Origin of the sequence: Polynucleobacter sp. Tro8-14-1 (genome assembly GCF_018881655.1) — a bacterium.
GTDB lineage: Bacteria > Pseudomonadota > Gammaproteobacteria > Burkholderiales > Burkholderiaceae > Polynucleobacter.
In genome coordinates, this window is record NZ_JACVPX010000003.1 from 116,328 (window position 1) to 137,436 (window position 21,109).

Consider the following 21,109-nt stretch of genomic DNA (forward strand, 5'->3'; position numbering starts at 1 on the left):
GGTGGATTGATTGCTACTTGCTTCTTCTGTAAGATGATCTAAACGACTGCCGATTATTTGCGCTGTCTAGAAAGGAGAGTTTGTGCTGAGCATCTTGAAATTAGACGCAGGTGGAATTCCCCAGGGCTGGGTTAATGCAGAAGAAGCCACCAAACAATATGCTGATAGTAGCGTTTTGTGGACTTTAGGTGACCCCATTTTTCAAATGCGCGGTGGCATTTCAAGATCCACTGGTAAACAATCCATCATCGAGTTGCACTCCATCATTGCCGTAAAGGGAAGTGCCAAGATCAATCTCTTTGATGTGGTTCCCGTAATTACAAAACACAAACTGTTTAAGCGTGATCGTGGACTATGCGCTTATTGCGGTGACCCCATACACGAAAACCAAGCAGAAGCTGAGCACATCATTCCCAATAGTCGCGGCGGTAAATACAGTTGGATGAACTTGGTAATCTCCTGCAGGCCTTGCAATCAACGCAAAGGCAATCGCACTCCAGAGCAGGCCGGCATGTCCCTGTTGTATACGCCATATTTACCCAGTCTCTATGAAGACATGATTCTAAAAGGGCGCAACATTTTGGCGGACCAAATGGACTTCCTCGCAGCTAATTTGCCTAAGAATAGTCGCCTTCTAGAAGGTCTGATCTGAGCTTGAGAATAGGGCGGTGTAATTTTTTTCATCTTCCCAAGATATATTCCTTCAGAATTATTCTTGCAGCTTTGCTGCTATCGGTATTAGGACATCTCATTCTTTTTTTTGGGCTCCCCTTCATCTCTTTTTCTGAACCTGCGCCAATCGCAGATGACTTAATTATTAGGGCCGAACTAAAACTAGATCCCCCAAAGAAGATTCAAATTTCAAAAGCCTCCAAGAAGATTCCAAAGAAAACGGACTCTACCAACGTGGTTGAAGACTTGAATTCAACCGCAAACGGTCAGCAGGGTGGCGATTCCAATCAAGCGGGTGTAGCTTTTAAATTACCCGAGTCAGGCATCATTTATTACGACTCTTACGTGGATGGTCAAAAGTATCAAACCGGTGAGATCGATTGGTGGGTTGATGGCAATAACTATCGCCTCTATATCAACATCCCGTATGCATTTGTTGGCCCATTTGTTTTTGAATCTCGTGGCTCGGTTGATTCTTATGGAATCGCTCCAATTCTCTATTGGTCACAACGGGGCACAAAACCCCCTCGTTATTCACGCTTCGATCGAAATGAAAGTGGGCGAGGGCAGATGTTCTTCTCCGAGAAACCTGAGTTCACTCCGGAAATATTGCCTGGAACCCAAGATCGTTTCAGCTTAATGTTCCAGCTAGCCTCATTATTAAATGGGGATAGCAAATTGGATGAGGCAGGGTCTATTCGACAAATACCGGTTGTCGACTACAACACACTAGAGATGTGGAGCTTTAAGAGCTATGGTGAGGTGACTTCAGAGGATATTCCCAGTCTAGGCAAGGCAGTAAATCGTCATTACGCCTTAATGCAACGAGAAAATGACCCTTACAAGCGCCAGGTAGACATCTGGCTTGCAAAAGACCTTGAGTGGCTACCAGGGCGCATTCGCTCTCAAGAATCGAGTGGCAGGGTGGTTGAGCTTATTTTCAAGCAAAAGAACCCTATTGCAACTGTAGTTAAACCTTAATCCTAAAAACCAGATCCAGATCTTGGGTTTTGATTTTGATTGTTGTGACCCAGTAGAGCACCCATCATTGTGTACAAGGCGGCGCCTGACATTGATACAGCAAAAATACCTGAAAACGAGATGATGATAGGCAGAATGCGCCACTGCTCCGATAGCTTGTAATCGCCATATCCAACAGTTGTATACATTTCACCGGCAAAGTAGAAGGTCTGAGGATTGGTTGGAAAGACTTTTAACGCAACGCAGATATATGTCCAGATCACAATTTCTGATAAGTGGATAGCGATGACCAAAAGGATGGCAATGAAGTACGACAGGAAGCTGGCGCCTAGAATTCGTCGCCTGGTCATCACTTGGTCTATTGCGTGGAAGGTGCCCGCGATACCCAAAACGGCTACCGCATGAACTGCAAGCATCAGGCAGGCAAAGACAACGATGACCCATATCTGACCATTTCCCATATCCGCATTTATTTCATTAAATAGCGTTGCAAAGCTTGGAAGGTCAGTATTCTTAAATAAGCTAAACATGCTCAGTTGTTTATGGGTTAGATTACAAAGATATCTTATTTGACATAATAATGATTATACGCAAATACGTATATCAGGATTTGGGTTGAGCAAGGACCTTTGGAACTACATAAGGCTGCTTATAAAGCTTCTGCCAGCGTGAACTCAGACCCTCAGCAATCCATGGTTTTTCATAAATCAGTGCGATATCAATAGCCGTAAATCCTTGCGAGTTACGCGCCTGCAGATCGGCCCCTTTATCTAGCAATAACTTAACCAATGATTCGTTGCCAGACTGAACAGCCATCATTAGCGGCGTAGTATTGCCAGGGCTAGGAGCATCAACAAATGCTCCGTTTGCGAGCAAATACTGGGCAATCTCTAGATGACCCCTTGAACAGGCGTAATGTAAAGGAGTCCAGCCTATGTGATTAATTTGAGCCTTTTGTACCTGTATGAGGCTCTTTACAAGGGGTAAATTGCCTTCAATTGATGCAATCATGAGTGGCGTTTCACCGAATTTATTGGAAATATCCACATCAGTAGCCTTATCGGCCACTAGAAACGTAATGACATCCTCAGACTTATCCTTAATTGCTAGATTCAGCATTAATTCGCCCTTGGCATCGATTGAATTCGGGCTAACACCTTTAGAAACCAGAGATCTAACGGTAGAAACATCGTTGAATTTGGCTGCCTTAGCAAAATCAGCAATATCAGCGTCGGATTGGGCTAACGCGAAGTTATTTAAGTTTAAGGAGAAACTAAAAATACAGACAACTATCTTAAATTTAATTCTCATGAAAATTTCCTATCTATTTGAAAACATTCATAAAAATTACTTGAGGTTTGCTTGGCTAGATCTTCAATAGGTACACCTTTAAGATCGGCAATATATTCACCGACCTTAGATACCCATGCAGGCTCATTTGTCTTACCTCGATATGGGATGGGTGCTAAATAAGGTGAATCTGTCTCAATGAGCATTCTATCCAAGGGAACCTGTTTACAGGTTTCTTGGAGTTCTTTAGCGCTTTTGAAGGTCACAATACCCGAAAAAGAGATGAAAAATCCCATTTCCATGGCTGCTTTTGCAACCTCGTAGGATTCAGTAAAGCAATGCATCACCCCGCCAATTTGTTGGGCACCCTCCTCTTTGAGGATTTTGATAGTGTCCTCAGAGGCGGCCCTTGTGTGGATGATGAGAGGCTTCTTAGATGCGATGGAGGCTCTGATGTGGGTTCTAAACCGCGCTCGTTGCCACTCCATGGACTCATAACTACGATCTCCCATACGGTAGTAATCAAGTCCTGTTTCGCCAATTGCAACGATTTTAGGATGCTTTAAAGCCGTCTCAACCAGAAAATCAAAGGTAGGTTCAGGGGTGTCTTCGTAATCAGGGTGAACGCCAACAGACGCAAAGAGGTTGTAATGATCTTGCGCCAATTTGAGTACGTTAGGAAAGTCCGGCAAATCAACCGATACACACAAAGCGTGACTTACTTTGGCCGACTGCATATTGCCCAATACTTCCGGCAAACGGGATTGAAATTCCGGGAAATCGAGGTGGCAATGGGAGTCTATGAACATGACTCGTTATTTTAGACTGCCTGGGTTGATTCTATGAGCCAAAAATCTGTTGGTACTGGGAAAGTAATGCCTCTAACTGGATGCGGTTGGCTAGAGGATGATTTTCATGGCGACGAGCCTGTACCAGAGACTTCCATAGATGCAGCATTCTTTGAACGTTCGCTGCTTTTGAAAGACCCCGAAGCGTTGATATGTGCTTTGGGTAATACCGTGGTGCACCACCTTGGGCAACTGACTGCAAATCTGAAACCCAGCGTTGCATGCTTGCCAAAAGAAAGCCATATTGAGCCTTGTATGTCTTCTCAGCCGCATCTAGCCAATTCATTCCCGCACCCTGAGCCATCGATTGCAATAAGTAGCGTGATGCCTGAATTGATATCGTAAGCTCATCCTTCTCATCTTTATTGTGCCTTGCGATCAAAGAGCTCAACACTGAGAATGGCGCCCCGCCCTGCTCATCGTAAATGGTTTCGACATCCCCATCATTTACTTTTAGGCCGTCAATAGTATTCAGTTGTGTTTTTAGCCAAGCCAATCCTTGCTCACGATCAGGGCGTGGTGCAGTCAGATGTCGGCAGCGAGATCTAATTGTAGGTAAGACGCGATCAACACGATCGGCTAACAATATAAAGATGGTGTTGGCTGGAGGTTCTTCTAGAGATTTTAATAAAGTGTTAGCGGAGTCCGTGCGCAACATTTCTAAGGGATAAATCAATATCACACGATTGCCACCGCGATGTGAGCCAATGGAAAGATTTTCTATGGCATGACGGGTTTCTTCAATGGAGATATTTTTCTTCTCCTTTTTTTCGCTTGAATCACTGTCATCATCACGTGCCGCTTTACCTCTTTTAGGTGCGTCGTCACCTTCATAATCAGCGTGAGGTAGGAGCTTTCGATGCGTTTCAGGAACTAAAGCAATAAAGTCCGGATGGTTGCCCGTATCAAACCAGTGGCAGGCTTCGCATTGATTGCAGGGTTTTATTGCTGCATTTGAATTCTCGCAAAGAAGTGCCTTAGCAAGTTCAACAGAAAACGAAAACTTACCGATGCCTGACTGGCCGTGCAACAAAATCGCATTGGGGAAGTTGGCAAAATCCAAACTTTCCCATAAAGGCTTAAGCCAAGGCGCCATCAGATTATCTTGCTTCACTTAAATCGCAATCTGAATAAGCTTCAGACCATCCCAAATAGCTTCAGGGGTTTTCGTAGCATCAACTATATGAAAGCGTGATAAATCATCCTTGGCTCTTCTCAAGTATTCCTGACGAACTCTTTCAAAAAAATCTAGATCCATCTTTTCAAATTTATCTGGGGCACGAACCTTGGAGCGACGGGCCTCTGCAACCTCTCCAGGTAAGTCAAAAAGGATTGTTAGGTTGGGTTGCAAAAGTGAACCATCGGGGCGACCCTGAACCCAACGCTCTAATTCATTTAACTTTGACAAGCTCAAGCCGCGACCACCACCTTGGTAGGCGAAGCTAGCATCTGTAAAGCGATCTGAAATAACAATCTTTCCTGCCGACAGCGCTGGTTCAATGAGCTGTGCAATATGTTCGCGACGTGCAGCAAACATTAATAAGGCCTCAGTCTCCAAATTCATGGGAGCATCTAAAAGTAGATTGCGCAATTGCTCACCCAAACTAGTTCCACCAGGTTCACGTGTCATCACCACCTCTTTATTTGGGTAGCGCTCTTGCATCAAACTTCTAAAGGCGTCAACGTGCGTACTCTTTCCTGCGCCGTCAATACCTTCGAAACTAATGAAATATCCGTTTTGTGCTGATGTCATAGTTAAATGAATTTAGTTGGCGCCCTTCCCAGGCGCAATTTTGCGTTGATACCGGTCTACTGCTGACTCATGCTCTTTTAAGCTTTGAGAAAAGTGACTACTGCCATCGCCCTTTGCCACGAAAAATAAGGCCTCACTTTTAGCAGGATGCGCAGCTGCCAAAATAGACTCTTTACTAGGCATTGCGATGGGGCTAGGAGGTAAACCTTTATGCATATAGGTATTGTAGGCAGTGTCTTTGCGTAAATCCGCTTTCCGCAAATTTCCATCAAATTTAGGGCCTATTCCGTAGATAACCGCGGGATCCGTTTGGAGAGGCATTCCTTTATTGAGACGATTTATAAATACAGCCGAAATCTTATCCCGATCGCTGGAGCGGCCAGTTTCTTTTTCGATGATAGAAGACAGAATTAAGAGTTCATAGGGTGTTTTTAAGGGAAGCCCAGGCTCCTTTTGCTCCCAAGCCTGGTTTAGCTGCTTTTGCATGGCTTGCGCGGCTCTGCGATAAATATTTAAAGCCGGTTCATCTGGGTCAAATATATAGGTATCAGGAAGAAAAAGTCCTTCGTCGCTGGGATAGCTAAGATTGAGGGATTGCAACAAGTCCTTATTGCTCATTCCCTTAGTTTGGTGAATTAGAGCTGCGTGCATATCGATGATGCTCCGCAGTTGCCAAATAGTCATACCCGGAATAATCGCAATACTTTCCCTCACTCGATCGCCGCGTGCAATTTGCAGCAACACTTTACCGAGACTTCCTCCCACTGGGAGCATATAAGTGCCTGGCTTTAGTTTTGATCCTACGAAAAGACTTCTAGCTCCTACCTGGATAGTGAATTTATTGATCGATAAGCCTTGTTCACCCAACTGATCGGCAATGCTAGAAAGGCTGGAATTCGGATTAATCTTCACTTTATAAACAGGTGCGCTATCGACATTGGGGGTGTTGGGCACCACTGGCAGTAAAAAAATACCGCCATAAATGAGACCTAGGAAGATTGACAGAAGGGCAAACCAATACTTGAGACCTCGATCTTTTGACTTTTTCTTAATAAATAGAGATCTGCTCTGAATTTTTCTGCTCATCAGGCTATGATAAAAGGGTCATGATAAATACCCCCAAAATTGAGCAAAACTGGCTAAATAACCCCACTTCCCTGCCCTGCAATTTGCAGCAGTGGGGATTAATCCTGGTTGAGGGCTCAGATGCTGCAAGTTTTTTACAAAATCAATTAACAAATTCAGTGTTGGGGCTTAGCCGCACCCTTCCCGGTCAAATGGCCCAAAATTTTTCGGGTGTCCGCCTAGTAGGCTATTGCAGTCCTAAAGGAAGGTTGCTTGCAAGTGCATGGCTTGGATTATTTCCATCTGGCGAGAATGCCGAAGATCGGTTTGCTTTATTTATTTCAAAAGATATTGCCGCAAGTACAGCAAAACGTTTATCCATGTTTGTACTGCGCTCAAAGGTCAAAGTTACCGATGTATCCGAGGATTGGCTTATTTCTGGACTGCATGGTTCTGAGGTGCAGATTGTCGAATTTAAGCTTGATCCTAGCGCTATAGCTTTACGTATGCCCAATGTTTTGGCAAACAATCAATCTGTTGCACGTCTTTTGTTTGCAATGCCCGTTGATAAGCAATCAATTGCACGCGACTCCAATGAAATGCTTCAAGCATGGAATGAGCTTGAGGTCTTAAGTGCCATCCCTAGAATTGTTCAAGCAACACAGGAGCAATTTGTGCCCCAAATGATTAATTTTGAATCTGTGGCCGGAGTTGATTTTAAAAAAGGGTGTTATCCAGGCCAAGAAATCGTTGCTCGTAGCCAATATCGCGGCGCCATCAAGCGTCGACTGCAAATTGCCCATATAGATAGAAGAAGTTCAGATGACAACTTGGCTATGCCGGGCGTTGAACTTTTCCACTCCAATGATCCTTCCCAGCCAGCAGGAATGGTGGTTTTATCTGCACACTCTCCAGAGGATAGGGAGCGCATTGACCTTCAGATCGAGTGCAAGTTAGAGGCGCTTGAAAATGGGGAAATTCATCTTGGTAGCGCTGAAGGACCTGTGTTAAAAATAGATTTATTGCCCTACCCTTTGCTCGAAATTTAATAACCCTTATGTGCCTTATTCTCTTCGCTTGGAATTCTCACCCAGAATATTCACTGGTGGTAGCAGCGAACCGTGATGAGTTTTATGAGCGCAATACCGATGGCGTTTCATGGTGGTCTGAACATCCCCATGTTTTAGCAGGTAGAGATCGCGCTGATGTATTGGGTAGTCCTGGCACCTGGCTTGGGTTTACCAAGACCGGAAAATTTGCAGCCTTAACGAATGTTCGGGCGCCTAGCGAAAAAAATCCCGATTCTAGAACGCGTGGTGAACTGTCTTTGATGTATCTCACCGGCAATGAACGCCCCTCTGAATTTATCCAAGGCAATGCAAAACGTTTTCAGCAATACAACGGTTTTAATCTTTTGATGGCGGATTTAAGTGATCCAGCCAATGCCGAAATGCATTGGGTAAGCAACCGCATGATGATGGGGCAAAGTATTCGCCCACGCAAAGTTTTTCCACAACAGACGTTAGAGCCAGGAGTTTATGGTTTGTCCAATGCCATGCTTGATACCCCGTGGCCCAAAGTAAATCATCGTGTAGCCGCATTTGCTCAGGCTTTGGCTATGGATCAAGGACAACTTAAAAATGCAGATCCATATTTAAAGTTATTAGCGGACACCCATCACGCCAGTGATAACGAACTTCCTAACACGGGAGTTAGTCGTGAATGGGAGAAGGCACTATCCCCCGCGTTTATTAAAACTCCTGCTTATGGAACGCGTTCAAGTACAGTTTTAAGGGTGAGGAAAGACGGCCAGTTTGAGATGGTGGAGCGTCGCTTTGATGCTTCAGGAACTGTAGGCCATGACGTTGTTACAGGTGTCCTTAGCTCTGCATCAGATTCAAATTTATCCGTGTAGCATTATTCAGAGCGACCATCATCGTTTATAACTCGGTCACCATCCGCATTGCGAGTTGCTAAGCGCTTCAGGTACTTGAAGGTGCCGGTAGACATGCAGCAAATTTCACCTTGATCGTTATAAAGCTTGGCTTCGCAAAAAGCCATCGTTGCAGTTCTGCGAACGGTATCAGCCTTAACTCTTAATACACCAGTAGCGGCTTGCATGAAATTATTCTTCATCTCAATGGTTACCACACTACGATCACCAGGATCTCCAGAACGTGCAGCAACAGCCATAGCTACATCCATTAGCGTTAACAAAACGCCTCCATGTGCTACTTCCCAGGTGTTGTTGTGCTCGGGTTTGAGGGCTAGCAAAATCTCCCCTTTGCCCATTTCAGCGCTTAAGCAACGAACACCCAAAAGCTTTAAAAAGGGCACATTCAACTCTTCGCCTAAATTAGCTAATTGTGCTTGTGGATTCATTTGGACTTGTTTATTCATAGATTAATTTTAGAGCCATGCACGTGATTTAGTAATTCCACCTAGAATACCTCTATGGCCTTTACTTTAGGCGGCGATGATGCCTGCCAAGCAACCCTCCCCACCCCGATACCCAATCCCTACTGGGTCGCATTTTCACCCTCATCCGCCAATTTGGTGGGTATCGACCTGGGCGAAAATAATCTGCCCGTAGATAAAACATGGCTAGAGGTATTGTCTGGGAACGGTTTAAACACAACCAACCATCAATTTCCAAATCCTATAGCAACAGCCTATAGCGGACATCAATTTGGGGTATGGGCTGGTCAACTAGGTGATGGACGGGCAATATTGTTAGGTGATATTGCTGGACAAGAATTACAGCTCAAAGGGGCTGGGATGACGCGATTCTCCCGCATGGGTGATGGTCGTGCTGTATTGCGTTCATCTATTAGGGAATTCTTATGCAGCGAGTCAATGCATGCTTTGGGAATTCCAACTACAAGGGCGCTATCAATTGTTGGCTCAGACATGCCTGTCAGAAGGGAAACTTTAGAGACTGCAGCCGTTTGTGCTCGCTTAGCACCAAGCTTTATTCGAGTTGGTCACTTTGAGCATTACGCTTCACTACAAAACCATGCAAGGTTAAAAGAGCTCGCAGATTACCTCATAGAAATACATTACCCAGAATCCCTACAGGCTAACGAGCCCTATTTAGATCTATTCAAAAGAATTAGTGCGCGCAATGCCAAATTAGTCGCTCAATGGCAGGCTGTGGGCTTTTGTCATGGGGTTCTCAATAGCGACAATATCAGCGTACTTGGATTGACTATTGACTATGGCCCTTTTGGATTTTTAGACCAGTTTCAGATCGATCATATTTGCAACCATAGCGATCAAGGTGGTCGTTATGCCTACCATCGTCAACCACAAATCATGCATTGGAATATGGCGTGCTTGGCTAGCTCTATGATTCCACTGCTCGAGCTCCGCCATAGCGAAAAAGAAGCGCAAGAGCAATTACGTGCTGCCCTTGAAGGGTTTCCGGTTATTTATGCGAAAAATTGGCAAGCATTGTTTCGTAATAAATTAGGATTTAGTACGGAGCAAGATGGGGACGTTGCCCTGATTGAACGGTTATTGCAGGCAATGCATGATTCGAAGGTGGATTTCACGAACTTCTTTCGCAACCTTGGAAAGGTTAGCTCAAACCTTTCTATTTCGCAGATTTCCTTAAGAGATGATTTTATTGACCGTGATGCAATTGATCTTTGGTTCGTTGATTATTTAGCTCGCTTACAGAGTGAATCTAGCAATGATTCAGAGCGACACCTAGTAATGAATCGAGTAAACCCAAAATACATCCTACGAAATCATCTAGCCCAGTTTGCCATTGAGCAGGCGCAAAAAAAAGACTTTTCTGAGGTATCAAAGCTTCTTAAGGTTTTAAGTAGCCCCTTTGATGACCAGCCAGAATTTACCTCTTACTCGCTAGCCCCACCACCAGATATGGATATGGTCGAAGTAAGCTGCTCATCATAGACGCTCTATAAGAAAATCATATTATTGGAGTCAACATGAAAAAAACTGATCAAGAATATAAGCAATCATTAAGTGATATAGAGTACCGAGTCACTCGAGAAGCAGCAACCGAGCGGCCTTTTACCGGCAAATACTGGGATCATTGGGACAAGGGACGCTATCAGTGTGTTTGCTGTGGTACACCACTCTTTTTATCGGAGACCAAGTTCGATGCTGGTTGCGGGTGGCCAAGCTACAACGCGCCAGAAGTTGCATCCTCTATTAAGGAAATTCGAGATACTACTCATGGCATGATTCGCACCGAAGTCCGTTGCGCAAATTGCGATGCCCATTTAGGTCATGTATTTGAGGATGGCCCCATGCCAACCGGTTTACGATACTGCATCAACTCTGCATCCTTGAGTTTTGAGCCAGGCACTAACGCTATACCTACAAAAACAGATGAATAAATTAAATAGCTGGATAATCACTTTATGAAATTTTTATTCGACCTATTCCCCATTATTCTCTTCTTTGTCGCGTTTAAGCTGGGCGATATATACACAGCAACCATCGTAGCCATGGTGGCCACTATCGGACAGATTCTTTGGGTCTATTACCGCCATCGCAAGATTGATGCCATGCAATGGATAAGTCTTGTCATGATTGTTGTGTTTGGGAGCCTAACAATCTTCTTGCATGACAAAACATTTATTCAATTAAAGCCGACAGCTCTTTACTGGCTCTTCTCAGGCGCTCTATTTATCAGCGCTCAGTTTTTTCAAAAGAACTGGATACAGGTGTTAATGGGAAAACAGGTCACGCTCAAAGCTGAATCCGCTCATTCGGTTTGGCATAGTCTGAATATTGCCTGGGCCCTTTTCTTTTTCTTCATGGGCGCACTTAATCTGTATGTTGCTTTTGATTATTCAGAAGAAACATGGGTTAACTTTAAGTTGTTTGGAAGTACTGGTCTCCTATTGTTTTTTGTGATTCTTCAAGGAGTTTGGCTCTCTAAGCATATGGAGCATCCAAGCGAATGAGCATCAATCAACAACGGATTGCCGCTTTCGATGAGGATCTACGCAAAGCTTTTCAGGTGCAAGCCTTAAAGATTGAAGATGAAAGTCATCTTCATGCTGGTCATGCAGGCGCGGCTAGTGGCGGCGGCCACTTTCGACTTGAGATCATCGCCCCAGAGTTTAAGGGTTTGAACCTAGTGGCTCGTCATAGGGCTGTTTATGCTGCCTTGAATCGCCATATTCCCAAGGAAATTCATGCTCTAACCATTGCCGCCCTAGCTCCAGACGAAGTTGCTGTCTAGGGCTACTTTAGAATGGCTCTATTTCCTTTAATTTAATTATCAAAAACATGATCAATAAACGTCAAATACTCTCAATCAGCCTTCTTGGAGCCGCTCTTTTATCTGCAAATGCAATCGCACAAAATGCCGTCATCGTGAACGGCAAAGCGATTCCTAAAGCGCAATTAGATAAGCTAGTTCAACGTTCAGGACAGCCCGATAACCCGCAGGTACGCGATCAAGCTCGTGAGATGTTGGTAACCCGTGAATTGGTATTGCAGGAAGCTGACAAGCGCGGCGTCATTCAGAATGAAATGGTACGCGAGCAATTAGAACAAGCGCGTATGGGAGTTTTGGTGGGTGCCGTATTTGAGGATTATGTTGAAAAAGAAGGTGTTGCAGAAGCTGATCTGAAAGCTGCTTATGACTCTGCAAAGGCTCAATACAGTGGCAAGGAATATCACGTAGAACATATCTTGGTAGAAAAAGAAGCGGATGCCAAGGCAATTACTGCGCAGCTTAAGGGAGGCGCTAATTTCGAAGAAATCGCTAAGGCAAAGTCGCTCGACACTGGCTCCGCTAAAAATGGCGGCGATCTAGGCTGGGTTAGCGATAAAGCATTAGTGCCAGAGTTTTCTAAAGCAATGGTTCAACTCAAAAATGGGCAAATTACTGACAAGCCTGTGAAATCACAGTTTGGTTGGCACGTCATTAAGGTAATTGACTCTCGTGATATTCAAGCCCCAAGCTTTGAAGAAATGAAGGCTCAGTTGAAGCAGATGATCATGTCTGATAAGAATTGGCAAAAGGCGAAGTTCTCAGAAATGATGCAAAAACTACGCGCTAAAGCAAAAATTCAATAAAAAGCTAAGTAGCTCTATCTGGCGGAGTAACGTCGCGGTCTGAGTTTTTGGATCGCCATACCCGCCAGTCCGCAAGCAAATGCGGACATTACGAATACATCTCTTGGTTGAGATGCTTCCCATATCCAGCCAGCACATAAGCCTCCAAGCGTTCCACCAAGGCCGTATGAGATGGTGGCCATCAAAGCTTGACCTCTAGCCTGTACCGGGCCTGTGAACCAACGTTGCAAAAGTTTTGTAGCGGCACTATGGTGAGCGGCAAAAGTGCCAGCATGCATTAATTGCGCCACTATCAAAACGGAAGTGATTGGCAGGAAAGCTATTAAGGCAAATCTGACAACCCCAATTCCAAAGGCAGCCTGCAATATCACCTCGGCATCTAACCTGCTCAATACCTTACTTTGAAAGTAAAAGAAAATGACTTCGGCAAAAACACCTAGAGCCCAAAACAGACCAATCTGAAATTTGTTGTAGCCAAGGTTAGAGAGATAAAGAGAGTAAAAAACATATAAAGCAGCGTGGGCAAAGATCATAAAAAATCCAGATACTAAAAACCACCGAACATCTGGATTAAAAAGCACAACCAATAACTCCCCTTTAACCATTTTGCGACGCTCCATCTTGGGCTCGTGCAAACAAAAGGTAATAAGAGCTAAGGCTAGTAAAACAACGGTGCCCACAATGGGATAAAGCCCAATGCTCTTGCGCTGGAATAGCTCTCCTGCGGCAAGAACCATGGCAATAAAGCCGATAGATCCCCACAGACGCAAGCGTCCGTAACGCTTATCGAAGGAATTATCTTTATATAGAGCATGAATAGTGGCTGACTCACCAAGTGGCATCAAACTACTCAAAATGGTGTGCAACACAAACATCCAAATAAAAAACCCGATGTAGCTATGCAAGAAATAAATGCATAAGAAAACAACCGCCGCAAGACATGCGCAGAATCGAATAATGCTAATCCTATTAGAAAGGTAGTCTGATAACCAACCCCAAGAGAATGGGCCAACAATGCGGGTGATCTGCAACATAGACATCAATGCTGCAATTTCTATCACGCTAAAGCCCCGATCTAAAAAGAACAGGCTGGCATATGGAGAGACCAGTCCAACATATGCAAAATATAAAAAGAAAAAGGACCCGAAGGCCCAGCGTAGCGAAGGCGTCATCTATGAGCCCATTAATCGCGGAATGCGCCTGGTTGAGAGGCTGGAATAGACGCGGCATCCGGAACATCAGCGCATTGGGCGCGATGACGTAGAGCGTGATCCATTAAAACAAGCGCCAACATTGCTTCAGCAATTGGTGTTGCACGAATGCCAACGCAAGGATCATGTCTACCTTTGGTTTGGACTGTTATGGGCTTTCCATCTAAATCAATGGATTGCTTTGGGCTCATGATGCTAGAAGTTGGTTTGATTGCTATAGAAACACGGAGATCTTGTCCGCTACTAATGCCGCCCAGGGTACCGCCAGAATTATTCGTTGCAAAGCCATCGGGATGAAGCTCATCTCCATGCTCGCTGCCACGTTGAGACACTGACTTGAAACCGGCACCAATCTCAACACCTTTCACTGCATTGATACCCATCATGGCATGCGCAATATCGGCATCCAATTTATCGAACAAAGGCTCACCCAGACCCGCAGGAACATTACGAGCTCGTACCTCGATACGTGCGCCACAAGAGTCCCCTACTTTACGCAAGTCATCCATATAGCCTTCAAGCTGAGGGATGATTTCTGCATTTGCGGCAAAAAATGGATTCCGATCAATCTGAGTGATATCTTTAAATGGAATTTCAAGTTCACCTAATTGACTCATATAGCCATAAAACTCAGTACCATATTTCTCATGCAACCATTTTTTGGCAATCGCAGCTGCAGCAACAACCGGCGCTGTTAAGCGAGCCGATGAGCGACCGCCACCACGTGGGTCACGAATACCATATTTATTTTGATACGCATAATCTGCGTGACCAGGTCTAAAGGTCTGCAAGATGTCACCATAATCCTGGCTGCGTTGATCTGTATTGCGGATTAATAGCGCAATAGGCGTACCTGTTGTCTTGCCTTCAAAAACGCCAGAAAGGATCTCAACTTTGTCCTCTTCTTTGCGCTGCGTCACGTGACGGGATGTGCCTGGTTTGCGACGATCTAAATCTAGCTGAATATCAGCTTCGGAAAGATTCATGCCTGGTGGGCAACCATCAACCACCGCCCCGATTGCGGGACCGTGGGATTCACCAAAAGTGGTAACAGTAAAAAGGAGGCCTAAAGTATTTCCTGACATATCGACATTATGTCATTTGTCGGAAAATGATGGCTAGAACGACTTAGGAAGCTGCTTTTTCAGTATCTTCTGGCCAATCGCGAATATAGGCCTTAAGCATCGTATTTTCGAAGTCCTGGGCTTCCACTACCGATTTTGCTACGTCGTAGAAAGAGATAACGCCCATCAACATCTTTTGATCGACTACTGGCAAATAGCGCGCATGGTCCACCAGCATCATGCGCCGAACCTCATCAATCTCGGTTTCCATATTGCAGGTCAAAGGTGTTTGATTCATCACAGTATTCACTTGAAGACCTTCAAGCTTGCCGTGATGCTTAGCTAAAGCGGCAATGACTTCACGGAAGGTCAGAATACCAACCAGTTTGTCATACTCCATCACCACTAATGAACCAATGTCGTGCTCACTCATTACTAGCACTGCAGTTTGCAGCGCTGTATCGGGGGCTACTGTAAAAAGGGTGCTTCCCTTGACGCGTAATATGTCACGAACTTTCATTTGGTCTCCGAAAACAATGTATTTATAGATCCAATATAGACTCAAGACCTCTGCGAATCAAGAGCTTAGGCGATACTTTTAGTAACGAATAACCCTAATGACACCGCTTCGTATATCCGGCAAATTGGCCACCAGTACAGCGCCAGTTAAGGTAATCCACCAGGTCATATAGATCCACGTTAAACCCAGGGGCAAGATCGCAAAAGCGCCATATACGGTCTTATAAAAGGCTGTATTTCCCAAGAAAATTGCAAAACCAAACTTCATTAGCTCAAAGGCAAGTGCTGCTACAAAAGCTCCTGCAAAGGCGTCTCGCCACAAAATCTTGGCGTAAGGAAGAATTTTGTAGACCACTGCATAGACCAGAATCGCCAAAAAGATTGGGGCAATCGCAGCCACCAATTGAAAGCCAAATGATACCGAGCCGATCCAGCCCTCTGAAGCACTAAATAAAACGCCACTCAAGTAAATTCCAACGCCAAGCAGGATTGGACCCAGGATAGTAGCTGCACTATAGATCACAATTTTTTTATACAAAGGGCGTCTTGCAGTGACCTTGAATATTTGGTTAAAGGCGCCCTCAATCACCGCTAAAGTCATGATTGTCGTGATGATCAGTCCGGCCAAGCCCGCATAGGTTAAGCCTTTTGCTTGGGATGAGAATTGCTCTAGATAAATGAATACCTGTTGATTAATACCGCCCGGCATATAAGTATCCAAAAGCCAGGATCTAAAGGTATTCTTAACTTGGATGACGCTTGGGAGGTGACCAATCAACATGGTGGCGATTGTCACCATCGGCACCATCGACAGGGTCGTTGTAAATGCCAGGCTAGCTGCAATTTGCTTCAAATTTTGACCGCGATTACGCTCCCAGATCTCTTTGGCCAGAGAGAGCCATAATTGGGGGTTACGAACAAGGCGCATCGCCGTATCATAAGAGATCAATATGAGCCAACACGATATTTTAGTTTTGTACTACTCCCGTTATGGTGCAACCAAGGATCTGGCGCGCCTGATTGCTGAGGGTATTGAGAGCGTATCAGGGGCAAATGCCCGCTTGAGAACCGTGCCCCCCATATCTGCGGTTTGTGAAGCTACTGAGGCAGCTATACCCCAGGATGGAGCGCCTTACGTTGAATATTCAGACCTAAAGGATTGCATTGGTCTAGCTTTGGGGTCTCCTACTCGTTTTGGCAATATGGCAGCGCCGATGAAATACTTTTGGGACGGTAGTTCTTCCGAGTGGTTGAATGGCGCTTTAATTGGTAAGCCCGCCTGCGTCTTTACGAGTACCGGTAGCATGCATGGCGGTCAAGAAAGCACCCTGCTAACCATGATGATTCCACTGTTGCATCACGGCATGATGCTGATGGGCATTCCTTATAGCGAACCCGACCTCATGTCTTCAAATACAGGTGGCAGTCCTTATGGAGTTACCCATCTTGCTCACGCTGATGCACGTGCGCCTATCAGTGCTGAAGAACAGCGCTTAGCAAAGGCGCAAGGCAAACGTCTAGCCGAGACCGCATTAATGCTTTATCAAAATAAAAGGTAATGCATTTAGCATTCATCATGATTAAAAAGATTCTCGCCAAAAACCCGTACCAATTAATAGCAGCAGCTGCTTTTATTGATTTATTTATTTTGTGTGTCTGTTGGGAGTGGTTCGCATCCCCCCTAAGGCCCGGTGGATCATGGTTAATTCTGAAGGGTATACCTTTGCTATTTGCCATTCCTGGAATTTGGAAAGGTAAGGTTTACACAATGCAGTGGGCCTCAATGCTGATATTGATTTACATAACCGAAGGTTTAGTTCGAATTCTTGAGACAGGAGCCAACTTTTGGCTTGCGCTTCTAGAAACCATTCTCTCGACTATTGGCTTTGTTTGTTTACTTATGTATCTAAAGCCCATCAAAAAAGAAGCCAAGGCTTTGAAGAAAGCTGCGGCAGAGTAAAGATGCAAAACTTTATCAATAAACTATCTACCGCACTTGAGCAAAAATATATTCTGACTCAAGATGAGGATAAAGCACCCTACTTAACAGATTGGCGTAAACGCTTTACAGGAAAAGCGCTTGCAGTTCTTTTACCTGGTAATACTGCTGATGTAGCAAATATCGTCAAGCTCTGCGCCGCAAGTCAGGTTTCTATTGTTCCCCAGGGTGGTCATACCGGCTTTTGTGGCGGCGCTACGCCCGATAACAGCGGTAAGCAAGTCATCCTCAATCTCAAGCGCATGAATCAGATTCGTGAGATCGATAGTGCCAATCAAACTATCACACTTGAGGCGGGATGCATTTTGCAAGCCGTGCAAGAAAAAGCTGCTGTACAGGGATTTTTATTCCCCTTAAGTCTGGGTGCTGAAGGTAGTTGCATGATCGGCGGCAACTTAGCAACCAATGCCGGTGGAACCAATGTGCTTCGCTACGGAAATGCACGTGATCTATGTCTAGGCCTTGAAGTTGTTACTGCTAAAGGTGAGATTTGGAATGGCGTTAAAGGTTTGCGCAAGGACAATACGGGTTACGATTTGCGTGACTTGTTTGTTGGATCTGAAGGTACCTTGGGAATCATTACTGCTGCAGTCATGAAGTTATACCCGCTACCGATCTCTCAATGGACCACCCTTGTCGCATGTGAAACCATCGCCTCTTCAATTGCACTTTTAAATCTTTTTCAGAAACGGGCAACCTCATTGCTCACCGGTTTTGAAATGATGACGCAGGAGTCTTTGGAGTTAAATGAGAAGCACTTTCCTCAAATGGCAAATCCACTGCAAGGTAAGCCACCATTTACCGTGCTGATTGAATTATCAGATCATGAGAGCGAGGACCATGTCAGACAACTTCTTGAAACCATTTTGGAGGAAGCCTTCGAATCTGGCCTTATCAGCGACGCCGTTATTGCTAGCAACTTAAGTCAAGCCAATGCTTTTTGGCATATGCGGGAACACATTACGCTAGCGCAAGCCGAAGAAGGCGCAAACCTCAAACATGACATCACCATCCCCCTTTCATCACTTGATTGCTTTATCAAAGAAACCGATGCCTTGATGAGGACAAAGTTTCCGGGTGTCAGAATCATCAATTTTGGCCATTTAGGGGATGGAAACTTGCACTACAACATTGCCCCACCCTTGGGCACAGACCCCAAGACTTTCAACGAAATCAATGAAAAACCCATTCATGAGCTCGTATATGCCCAGGTCGAGCGCTGTAATGGCTCCATTTCTGCAGAACACGGTGTAGGACAGCTTAAATTGGATGGCTTAAGGGCTCATAAGGGTGAAGTGGCCCACGAGCTCATGAAGACCCTCAAAAGAGCTTTAGACCCCCAAAATATTCTTAATCCCCATAAAGTTGTCTCCATTTAAGAAAAACAGCTGTTTTTTTGATAAATATTTTGTAATTCGTGTCATCTCGACCGCTTTTCTATGCGTTGTATAGCCATGGAGGTGACAAATATGTCAACAAGACTCAAACGTTGGGCCCGTGCAATTCAAGAGATCGACTTGTCCACAAGAACGCCTGAAGTAGCTATAGGCTACCTGGACAGTAAATACCGCGATATTGCTTGGCGTTATATCCGTATTCTTGGCTTCGAACGCACTATTAGCTTCATGGCAAGCAATAACTTTCACCCTGAGTGATTGTTAAAAAACCCTAAATATATGATTTATTTAGGGTTTTTTGTTTTGAAGCTTACTTATTGAGCTTTTAGCCAAAGAATTCCCTGGCCTCTGCCAGCAAAATGTCAGGAATCTCTTCTGGTATGTAGTGACCACTGGGAACAGCCTTTCCAGCAACATCCTTGGCCACAACCCTCCAGTCCTCTATGGGTTTAAAGCACTGGTTTACTAAACCATGTTCACCCCACAACACCCTCAGTGGCATCTTCAGCATGTTGTCTGCAGCACGATCCGAGCGATCGTGGATGAGGTCAATCGAAGCAGCAGCGCGGTAATCTTCACACATCGCGTGCATGCTTTCTGGATGACTAGCCCCAGCCAAATATTCCGCCCATCGATCTGGGGAAAATATCCCTGTTCCCGCATGGCGACCCATATGGTTTTTTAACCAAAACTCAGGATTAGCGCCAATTAAGGTTTCTGGAACTGGCTCCGGCTGTATCAGGAAGAACCAATGCCAATATCCCTTAGCAAATTCCATAGTGGTCTTCTCATACATGGTTAATGTTGGAGAGATGTCCAGAACCATTAAACGCAAAACACTCTCAGGAAAGTCCATTGCCAGGCGATGAGAAACCCTTCCACCTCTGTCATGTCCAAGCAAGAAAAATTGATTAAAACCTAAACTTTTCATCAATGCATGTTGATCTGCGGCCATAGATCTTTTTGAATACGTTGAGTGATCACTTTTGCCATGAGGCTTTGATGACGCACCGTAACCCCTTAAATCTGCAGCAACTACCGTAAAGCTTTTGGCTAATTCCGGCGCCACTTGACTCCAGATTGCCTTTGTTTGTGGGAAGCCATGAAGCAACAACAATGGAGGACCGCTGCCACCGATGAGATATGAGATCTCAATAGAGCCATCTTCAGAGTCAGCGTGAAATGTTTTAGCTTCAAAACCAGGAAAAGATACGGACATCATTCACCCAATAAAAAAGAGCCTCCTAAGAGGCCCTTGCATTTTAAAAATTAACGATTAGCCATCGCCTGAATTTCAGCGACGGTCACATAGCCCTTATTAGTAGAGTCGATGTAACTAAAGTGTTCATAAATACGAGGCATGCAACCATTAGCCTCTTCTCGAGTTAACTTGCCATCATGATTGACATCGCATTTAGCAAATCGCTGAGCAATTTCTTTATCGCGAGATGCATCATCAGCCAAGGCTAATAATGGGATTGCTACCAAAGATGACAAGGTAATGACGATTATTTTTTTAATGAGTGCTTTCATAATGGAGACTTATTGACCAGTTGGCACTGGGTTGGCGGATGTTTCTAATGCAGAGCGGACCACTTTCTTTGCCATTGCGACAAATGAATCTGCAGATCCAGCGTTAGTTCTAAAGGATTCACCTTGTATAGTGATCAAACCTTCTCCTAATAATTGTTTTGATTGACTATCCGTAATTTTGCTCTCGACTAACAACGCTGGGGTTTTGGAATTTACACCGCCAGCATAAGCAGCTGCATTCATTGCCAAACCAATTGGAGTGAAATTCCATGGCTGCAAGCTATCTGCTGAACTTTCGGCACCAGTGATGCCAACAGAGATGCGTGCAACACCAGGCCCTGGTTTATTCGCTATCTTGATAGTGCCGCGAGAATTAACAGCCTCAACCATAGATGCTTGGAGTGCAGCTTTTGCCTTATTAATGTCATCGATGCTGACTGACTTAGTGGCATTTTGATTCAGGTAAATCGGGTCCAAGATAACCGCAGTATATGAACCAGGGTTCACGCCTGAAATACGATATCTCCAAATACGAGTATCTTTATCGCTGCTAGCCATTGGAACCAAAATATTGTAATCAGGCAAGAATCCAGATCTAGGCATTGGCTGCGTAGCCAATTTAGGTGCATTGCTACATGCAGCCAAAGTAATTGCTGTAGCAAAGGATGCTAACAGTACTTTCATTTTATTCATGGCGATTCCGAGTGATGG

The 21,109-nt window shown here is 44.8% G+C and carries 27 protein-coding genes; 13 read left to right on the forward strand and 14 right to left on the reverse strand.

The window, feature by feature from the left end; all coding sequences use genetic code 11:
• The first annotated feature begins 82 nt into the window (after nucleotides 1-82).
• Entirely contained in the window at nucleotides 83-652 is a 570-nt protein-coding gene (locus tag ICN34_RS04400) for an HNH endonuclease (RefSeq protein ID WP_370623966.1), read from the forward strand.
• Nucleotides 653-723: 71 nt separating this feature from the next.
• The gene (locus ICN34_RS04405) at nucleotides 724-1,653 is read left to right on the forward strand and encodes a DUF3108 domain-containing protein (protein WP_255538572.1); all 930 of its coding nucleotides are present in this window, start codon (nucleotides 724-726) and stop codon (nucleotides 1,651-1,653) included.
• 2 nt (nucleotides 1,654-1,655) lie between these two features.
• Here ICN34_RS04405 and ICN34_RS04410 read toward each other — a convergent pair whose 3' ends face one another.
• From ICN34_RS04410 to mltG, 6 genes are all read right to left on the reverse strand, one after another.
• Nucleotides 1,656-2,183 carry an ion channel gene (locus ICN34_RS04410; protein ID WP_216121027.1) on the reverse strand — a complete coding sequence of 176 codons (528 nt, stop codon included), beginning with the start codon at nucleotides 2,181-2,183 and terminating at the stop codon, nucleotides 1,656-1,658.
• 73 nt (nucleotides 2,184-2,256) lie between these two features.
• A complete protein-coding gene (locus ICN34_RS04415) occupies nucleotides 2,257-2,964 on the reverse strand; it encodes an ankyrin repeat domain-containing protein (RefSeq protein WP_216121029.1) in 708 nt (235 codons plus the stop codon).
• Nucleotides 2,961-3,752 carry a TatD family hydrolase gene (locus ICN34_RS04420; RefSeq protein ID WP_216121031.1) on the reverse strand — a complete coding sequence of 264 codons (792 nt, stop codon included), beginning with the start codon at nucleotides 3,750-3,752 and terminating at the stop codon, nucleotides 2,961-2,963. Before ICN34_RS04420 ends, ICN34_RS04415 begins: the two co-directional genes overlap by 4 nt.
• Before the next feature lie 31 nt (nucleotides 3,753-3,783).
• Complete coding sequence (locus tag ICN34_RS04425) at nucleotides 3,784-4,905, reverse strand: DNA polymerase III subunit delta' (protein ID WP_216121033.1); 1,122 nt, start codon at nucleotides 4,903-4,905, stop codon at nucleotides 3,784-3,786.
• Nucleotides 4,906-5,544, reverse strand: coding sequence for a dTMP kinase (gene tmk / locus ICN34_RS04430; protein WP_072582432.1), 639 nt, complete (start codon nucleotides 5,542-5,544; stop codon nucleotides 4,906-4,908).
• A gap of 12 nt (nucleotides 5,545-5,556) precedes the next feature.
• The gene (mltG, locus tag ICN34_RS04435) at nucleotides 5,557-6,630 is read right to left on the reverse strand and encodes an endolytic transglycosylase MltG (RefSeq protein WP_216121035.1); all 1,074 of its coding nucleotides are present in this window, start codon (nucleotides 6,628-6,630) and stop codon (nucleotides 5,557-5,559) included.
• A 20-nt stretch (nucleotides 6,631-6,650) separates the two neighbouring features.
• Here mltG and ICN34_RS04440 point away from each other — a divergent pair, with 20 nt between their 5' ends.
• Nucleotides 6,651-7,658, forward strand: coding sequence for a folate-binding protein YgfZ (locus tag ICN34_RS04440; RefSeq protein WP_216121037.1), 1,008 nt, complete (start codon nucleotides 6,651-6,653; stop codon nucleotides 7,656-7,658).
• A gap of 8 nt (nucleotides 7,659-7,666) precedes the next feature.
• Nucleotides 7,667-8,524, forward strand: a complete 858-nt coding sequence (locus tag ICN34_RS04445) for an NRDE family protein (protein ID WP_072582433.1) — start codon at nucleotides 7,667-7,669, stop codon at nucleotides 8,522-8,524.
• A 2-nt stretch (nucleotides 8,525-8,526) separates the two neighbouring features.
• On the opposite strand, the gene ICN34_RS04450 is transcribed toward ICN34_RS04445, so the two are convergent.
• Complete coding sequence (locus ICN34_RS04450) at nucleotides 8,527-9,009, reverse strand: PaaI family thioesterase (RefSeq protein WP_216121039.1); 483 nt, start codon at nucleotides 9,007-9,009, stop codon at nucleotides 8,527-8,529.
• Nucleotides 9,010-9,063: 54 nt separating this feature from the next.
• Between ICN34_RS04450 and ICN34_RS04455 the strand changes: the two genes are divergently transcribed.
• The 5 genes from ICN34_RS04455 to ICN34_RS04475 are packed head-to-tail and all read left to right on the forward strand — an operon-like array spanning nucleotide 9,064 to nucleotide 12,675.
• Nucleotides 9,064-10,530, forward strand: coding sequence for a YdiU family protein (locus ICN34_RS04455; protein ID WP_072582435.1), 1,467 nt, complete (start codon nucleotides 9,064-9,066; stop codon nucleotides 10,528-10,530).
• Between the two features lie 35 nt (nucleotides 10,531-10,565).
• A complete protein-coding gene (msrB, locus tag ICN34_RS04460; RefSeq protein ID WP_216121041.1) occupies nucleotides 10,566-10,979 on the forward strand; it encodes a peptide-methionine (R)-S-oxide reductase MsrB in 414 nt (137 codons plus the stop codon).
• Nucleotides 10,980-11,003: 24 nt separating this feature from the next.
• Nucleotides 11,004-11,552 carry a septation protein A gene (locus tag ICN34_RS04465; RefSeq protein ID WP_072582437.1) on the forward strand — a complete coding sequence of 183 codons (549 nt, stop codon included), beginning with the start codon at nucleotides 11,004-11,006 and terminating at the stop codon, nucleotides 11,550-11,552.
• On the forward strand, nucleotides 11,549-11,833 hold the full coding sequence (locus ICN34_RS04470) for a BolA family transcriptional regulator (protein ID WP_215356804.1): 285 nt from the start codon (nucleotides 11,549-11,551) through the stop codon (nucleotides 11,831-11,833). The genes ICN34_RS04465 and ICN34_RS04470 overlap by 4 nt, the downstream gene beginning before the upstream one ends.
• A gap of 47 nt (nucleotides 11,834-11,880) precedes the next feature.
• Nucleotides 11,881-12,675, forward strand: a complete 795-nt coding sequence (locus tag ICN34_RS04475) for a peptidylprolyl isomerase (protein ID WP_072582439.1) — start codon at nucleotides 11,881-11,883, stop codon at nucleotides 12,673-12,675.
• Between the two features lie 14 nt (nucleotides 12,676-12,689).
• Here the strand turns inward: ICN34_RS04475 and ICN34_RS04480 are convergent, their stop codons facing one another.
• The 4 genes from ICN34_RS04480 to ICN34_RS04495 form a co-directional block, all read right to left on the reverse strand.
• Nucleotides 12,690-13,847 (reverse strand): MFS transporter, encoded by a 1,158-nt coding sequence (locus ICN34_RS04480; RefSeq protein WP_216121043.1) that lies wholly within the window; start codon nucleotides 13,845-13,847, stop codon nucleotides 12,690-12,692.
• A gap of 11 nt (nucleotides 13,848-13,858) precedes the next feature.
• A complete protein-coding gene (aroC, locus tag ICN34_RS04485) occupies nucleotides 13,859-14,971 on the reverse strand; it encodes a chorismate synthase (RefSeq protein ID WP_072582441.1) in 1,113 nt (370 codons plus the stop codon).
• 43 nt (nucleotides 14,972-15,014) lie between these two features.
• Entirely contained in the window at nucleotides 15,015-15,470 is a 456-nt protein-coding gene (locus ICN34_RS04490; protein WP_072582442.1) for a CBS domain-containing protein, read from the reverse strand.
• 78 nt (nucleotides 15,471-15,548) lie between these two features.
• Nucleotides 15,549-16,397: a YhjD/YihY/BrkB family envelope integrity protein gene (locus ICN34_RS04495; protein ID WP_216121045.1), complete on the reverse strand. Its 849-nt coding sequence runs from the start codon at nucleotides 16,395-16,397 to the stop codon at nucleotides 15,549-15,551.
• Nucleotides 16,398-16,419: 22 nt separating this feature from the next.
• Between ICN34_RS04495 and wrbA the strand changes: the two genes are divergently transcribed.
• The 4 genes from wrbA to ICN34_RS04515 all read left to right on the forward strand — a co-directional run bounded on the left by wrbA (nucleotide 16,420) and on the right by ICN34_RS04515 (nucleotide 19,123).
• The gene (wrbA, locus tag ICN34_RS04500; protein WP_216121047.1) at nucleotides 16,420-17,028 is read left to right on the forward strand and encodes an NAD(P)H:quinone oxidoreductase; all 609 of its coding nucleotides are present in this window, start codon (nucleotides 16,420-16,422) and stop codon (nucleotides 17,026-17,028) included.
• Between the two features lie 17 nt (nucleotides 17,029-17,045).
• Nucleotides 17,046-17,429 (forward strand): DUF2069 domain-containing protein, encoded by a 384-nt coding sequence (locus ICN34_RS04505; RefSeq protein WP_216121214.1) that lies wholly within the window; start codon nucleotides 17,046-17,048, stop codon nucleotides 17,427-17,429.
• A 2-nt stretch (nucleotides 17,430-17,431) separates the two neighbouring features.
• On the forward strand, nucleotides 17,432-18,847 hold the full coding sequence (locus ICN34_RS04510; RefSeq protein ID WP_216121049.1) for an FAD-binding oxidoreductase: 1,416 nt from the start codon (nucleotides 17,432-17,434) through the stop codon (nucleotides 18,845-18,847).
• A gap of 90 nt (nucleotides 18,848-18,937) precedes the next feature.
• On the forward strand, nucleotides 18,938-19,123 hold the full coding sequence (locus ICN34_RS04515) for a hypothetical protein (protein ID WP_072582447.1): 186 nt from the start codon (nucleotides 18,938-18,940) through the stop codon (nucleotides 19,121-19,123).
• Between the two features lie 67 nt (nucleotides 19,124-19,190).
• Here the strand turns inward: ICN34_RS04515 and ICN34_RS04520 are convergent, their stop codons facing one another.
• The 3 genes from ICN34_RS04520 to ICN34_RS04530 are packed head-to-tail and all read right to left on the reverse strand — an operon-like array spanning nucleotide 19,191 to nucleotide 21,091.
• Nucleotides 19,191-20,084, reverse strand: a complete 894-nt coding sequence (locus tag ICN34_RS04520) for an alpha/beta fold hydrolase (RefSeq protein ID WP_216121216.1) — start codon at nucleotides 20,082-20,084, stop codon at nucleotides 19,191-19,193.
• 50 nt (nucleotides 20,085-20,134) lie between these two features.
• The gene (locus ICN34_RS04525) at nucleotides 20,135-20,398 is read right to left on the reverse strand and encodes an EF-hand domain-containing protein (RefSeq protein ID WP_072582449.1); all 264 of its coding nucleotides are present in this window, start codon (nucleotides 20,396-20,398) and stop codon (nucleotides 20,135-20,137) included.
• A 9-nt stretch (nucleotides 20,399-20,407) separates the two neighbouring features.
• Nucleotides 20,408-21,091, reverse strand: coding sequence for a DUF3313 domain-containing protein (locus tag ICN34_RS04530; RefSeq protein WP_216121052.1), 684 nt, complete (start codon nucleotides 21,089-21,091; stop codon nucleotides 20,408-20,410).
• Between the last annotated feature and the right edge of the window lie 18 nt (nucleotides 21,092-21,109).

Bases quoted from the DNA above. Each gene is read 5' to 3' on its own strand.
- ICN34_RS04410 (WP_216121027.1), bottom strand. From the start codon at position 2,183: ATGTTTAGCTTATTTAAGAATACTGACCTTCCAAGCTTTGCAACGCTA.
- ICN34_RS04415 (WP_216121029.1), bottom strand. From the start codon at position 2,964: ATGAGAATTAAATTTAAGATAGTTGTCTGTATTTTTAGTTTCTCCTTA.
- ICN34_RS04420 (WP_216121031.1), bottom strand. From the start codon at position 3,752: ATGTTCATAGACTCCCATTGCCACCTCGATTTCCCGGAATTTCAATCC.
- tmk (WP_072582432.1), bottom strand. From the start codon at position 5,544: ATGACATCAGCACAAAACGGATATTTCATTAGTTTCGAAGGTATTGAC.
- mltG (WP_216121035.1), bottom strand. From the start codon at position 6,630: ATGAGCAGAAAAATTCAGAGCAGATCTCTATTTATTAAGAAAAAGTCA.
- ICN34_RS04440 (WP_216121037.1), top strand. From the start codon at position 6,651: ATGATAAATACCCCCAAAATTGAGCAAAACTGGCTAAATAACCCCACT.
- ICN34_RS04445 (WP_072582433.1), top strand. From the start codon at position 7,667: ATGTGCCTTATTCTCTTCGCTTGGAATTCTCACCCAGAATATTCACTG.
- ICN34_RS04450 (WP_216121039.1), bottom strand. From the start codon at position 9,009: ATGAATAAACAAGTCCAAATGAATCCACAAGCACAATTAGCTAATTTA.
- ICN34_RS04455 (WP_072582435.1), top strand. From the start codon at position 9,064: ATGGCCTTTACTTTAGGCGGCGATGATGCCTGCCAAGCAACCCTCCCC.
- msrB (WP_216121041.1), top strand. From the start codon at position 10,566: ATGAAAAAAACTGATCAAGAATATAAGCAATCATTAAGTGATATAGAG.
- ICN34_RS04465 (WP_072582437.1), top strand. From the start codon at position 11,004: ATGAAATTTTTATTCGACCTATTCCCCATTATTCTCTTCTTTGTCGCG.
- ICN34_RS04470 (WP_215356804.1), top strand. From the start codon at position 11,549: ATGAGCATCAATCAACAACGGATTGCCGCTTTCGATGAGGATCTACGC.
- ICN34_RS04475 (WP_072582439.1), top strand. From the start codon at position 11,881: ATGATCAATAAACGTCAAATACTCTCAATCAGCCTTCTTGGAGCCGCT.
- ICN34_RS04480 (WP_216121043.1), bottom strand. From the start codon at position 13,847: ATGACGCCTTCGCTACGCTGGGCCTTCGGGTCCTTTTTCTTTTTATAT.
- aroC (WP_072582441.1), bottom strand. From the start codon at position 14,971: ATGTCAGGAAATACTTTAGGCCTCCTTTTTACTGTTACCACTTTTGGT.
- ICN34_RS04490 (WP_072582442.1), bottom strand. From the start codon at position 15,470: ATGAAAGTTCGTGACATATTACGCGTCAAGGGAAGCACCCTTTTTACA.
- ICN34_RS04495 (WP_216121045.1), bottom strand. From the start codon at position 16,397: ATGCGCCTTGTTCGTAACCCCCAATTATGGCTCTCTCTGGCCAAAGAG.
- wrbA (WP_216121047.1), top strand. From the start codon at position 16,420: ATGAGCCAACACGATATTTTAGTTTTGTACTACTCCCGTTATGGTGCA.
- ICN34_RS04505 (WP_216121214.1), top strand. From the start codon at position 17,046: ATGATTAAAAAGATTCTCGCCAAAAACCCGTACCAATTAATAGCAGCA.
- ICN34_RS04510 (WP_216121049.1), top strand. From the start codon at position 17,432: ATGCAAAACTTTATCAATAAACTATCTACCGCACTTGAGCAAAAATAT.
- ICN34_RS04515 (WP_072582447.1), top strand. From the start codon at position 18,938: ATGTCAACAAGACTCAAACGTTGGGCCCGTGCAATTCAAGAGATCGAC.
- ICN34_RS04520 (WP_216121216.1), bottom strand. From the start codon at position 20,084: ATGTCCGTATCTTTTCCTGGTTTTGAAGCTAAAACATTTCACGCTGAC.
- ICN34_RS04525 (WP_072582449.1), bottom strand. From the start codon at position 20,398: ATGAAAGCACTCATTAAAAAAATAATCGTCATTACCTTGTCATCTTTG.
- ICN34_RS04530 (WP_216121052.1), bottom strand. From the start codon at position 21,091: ATGAATAAAATGAAAGTACTGTTAGCATCCTTTGCTACAGCAATTACT.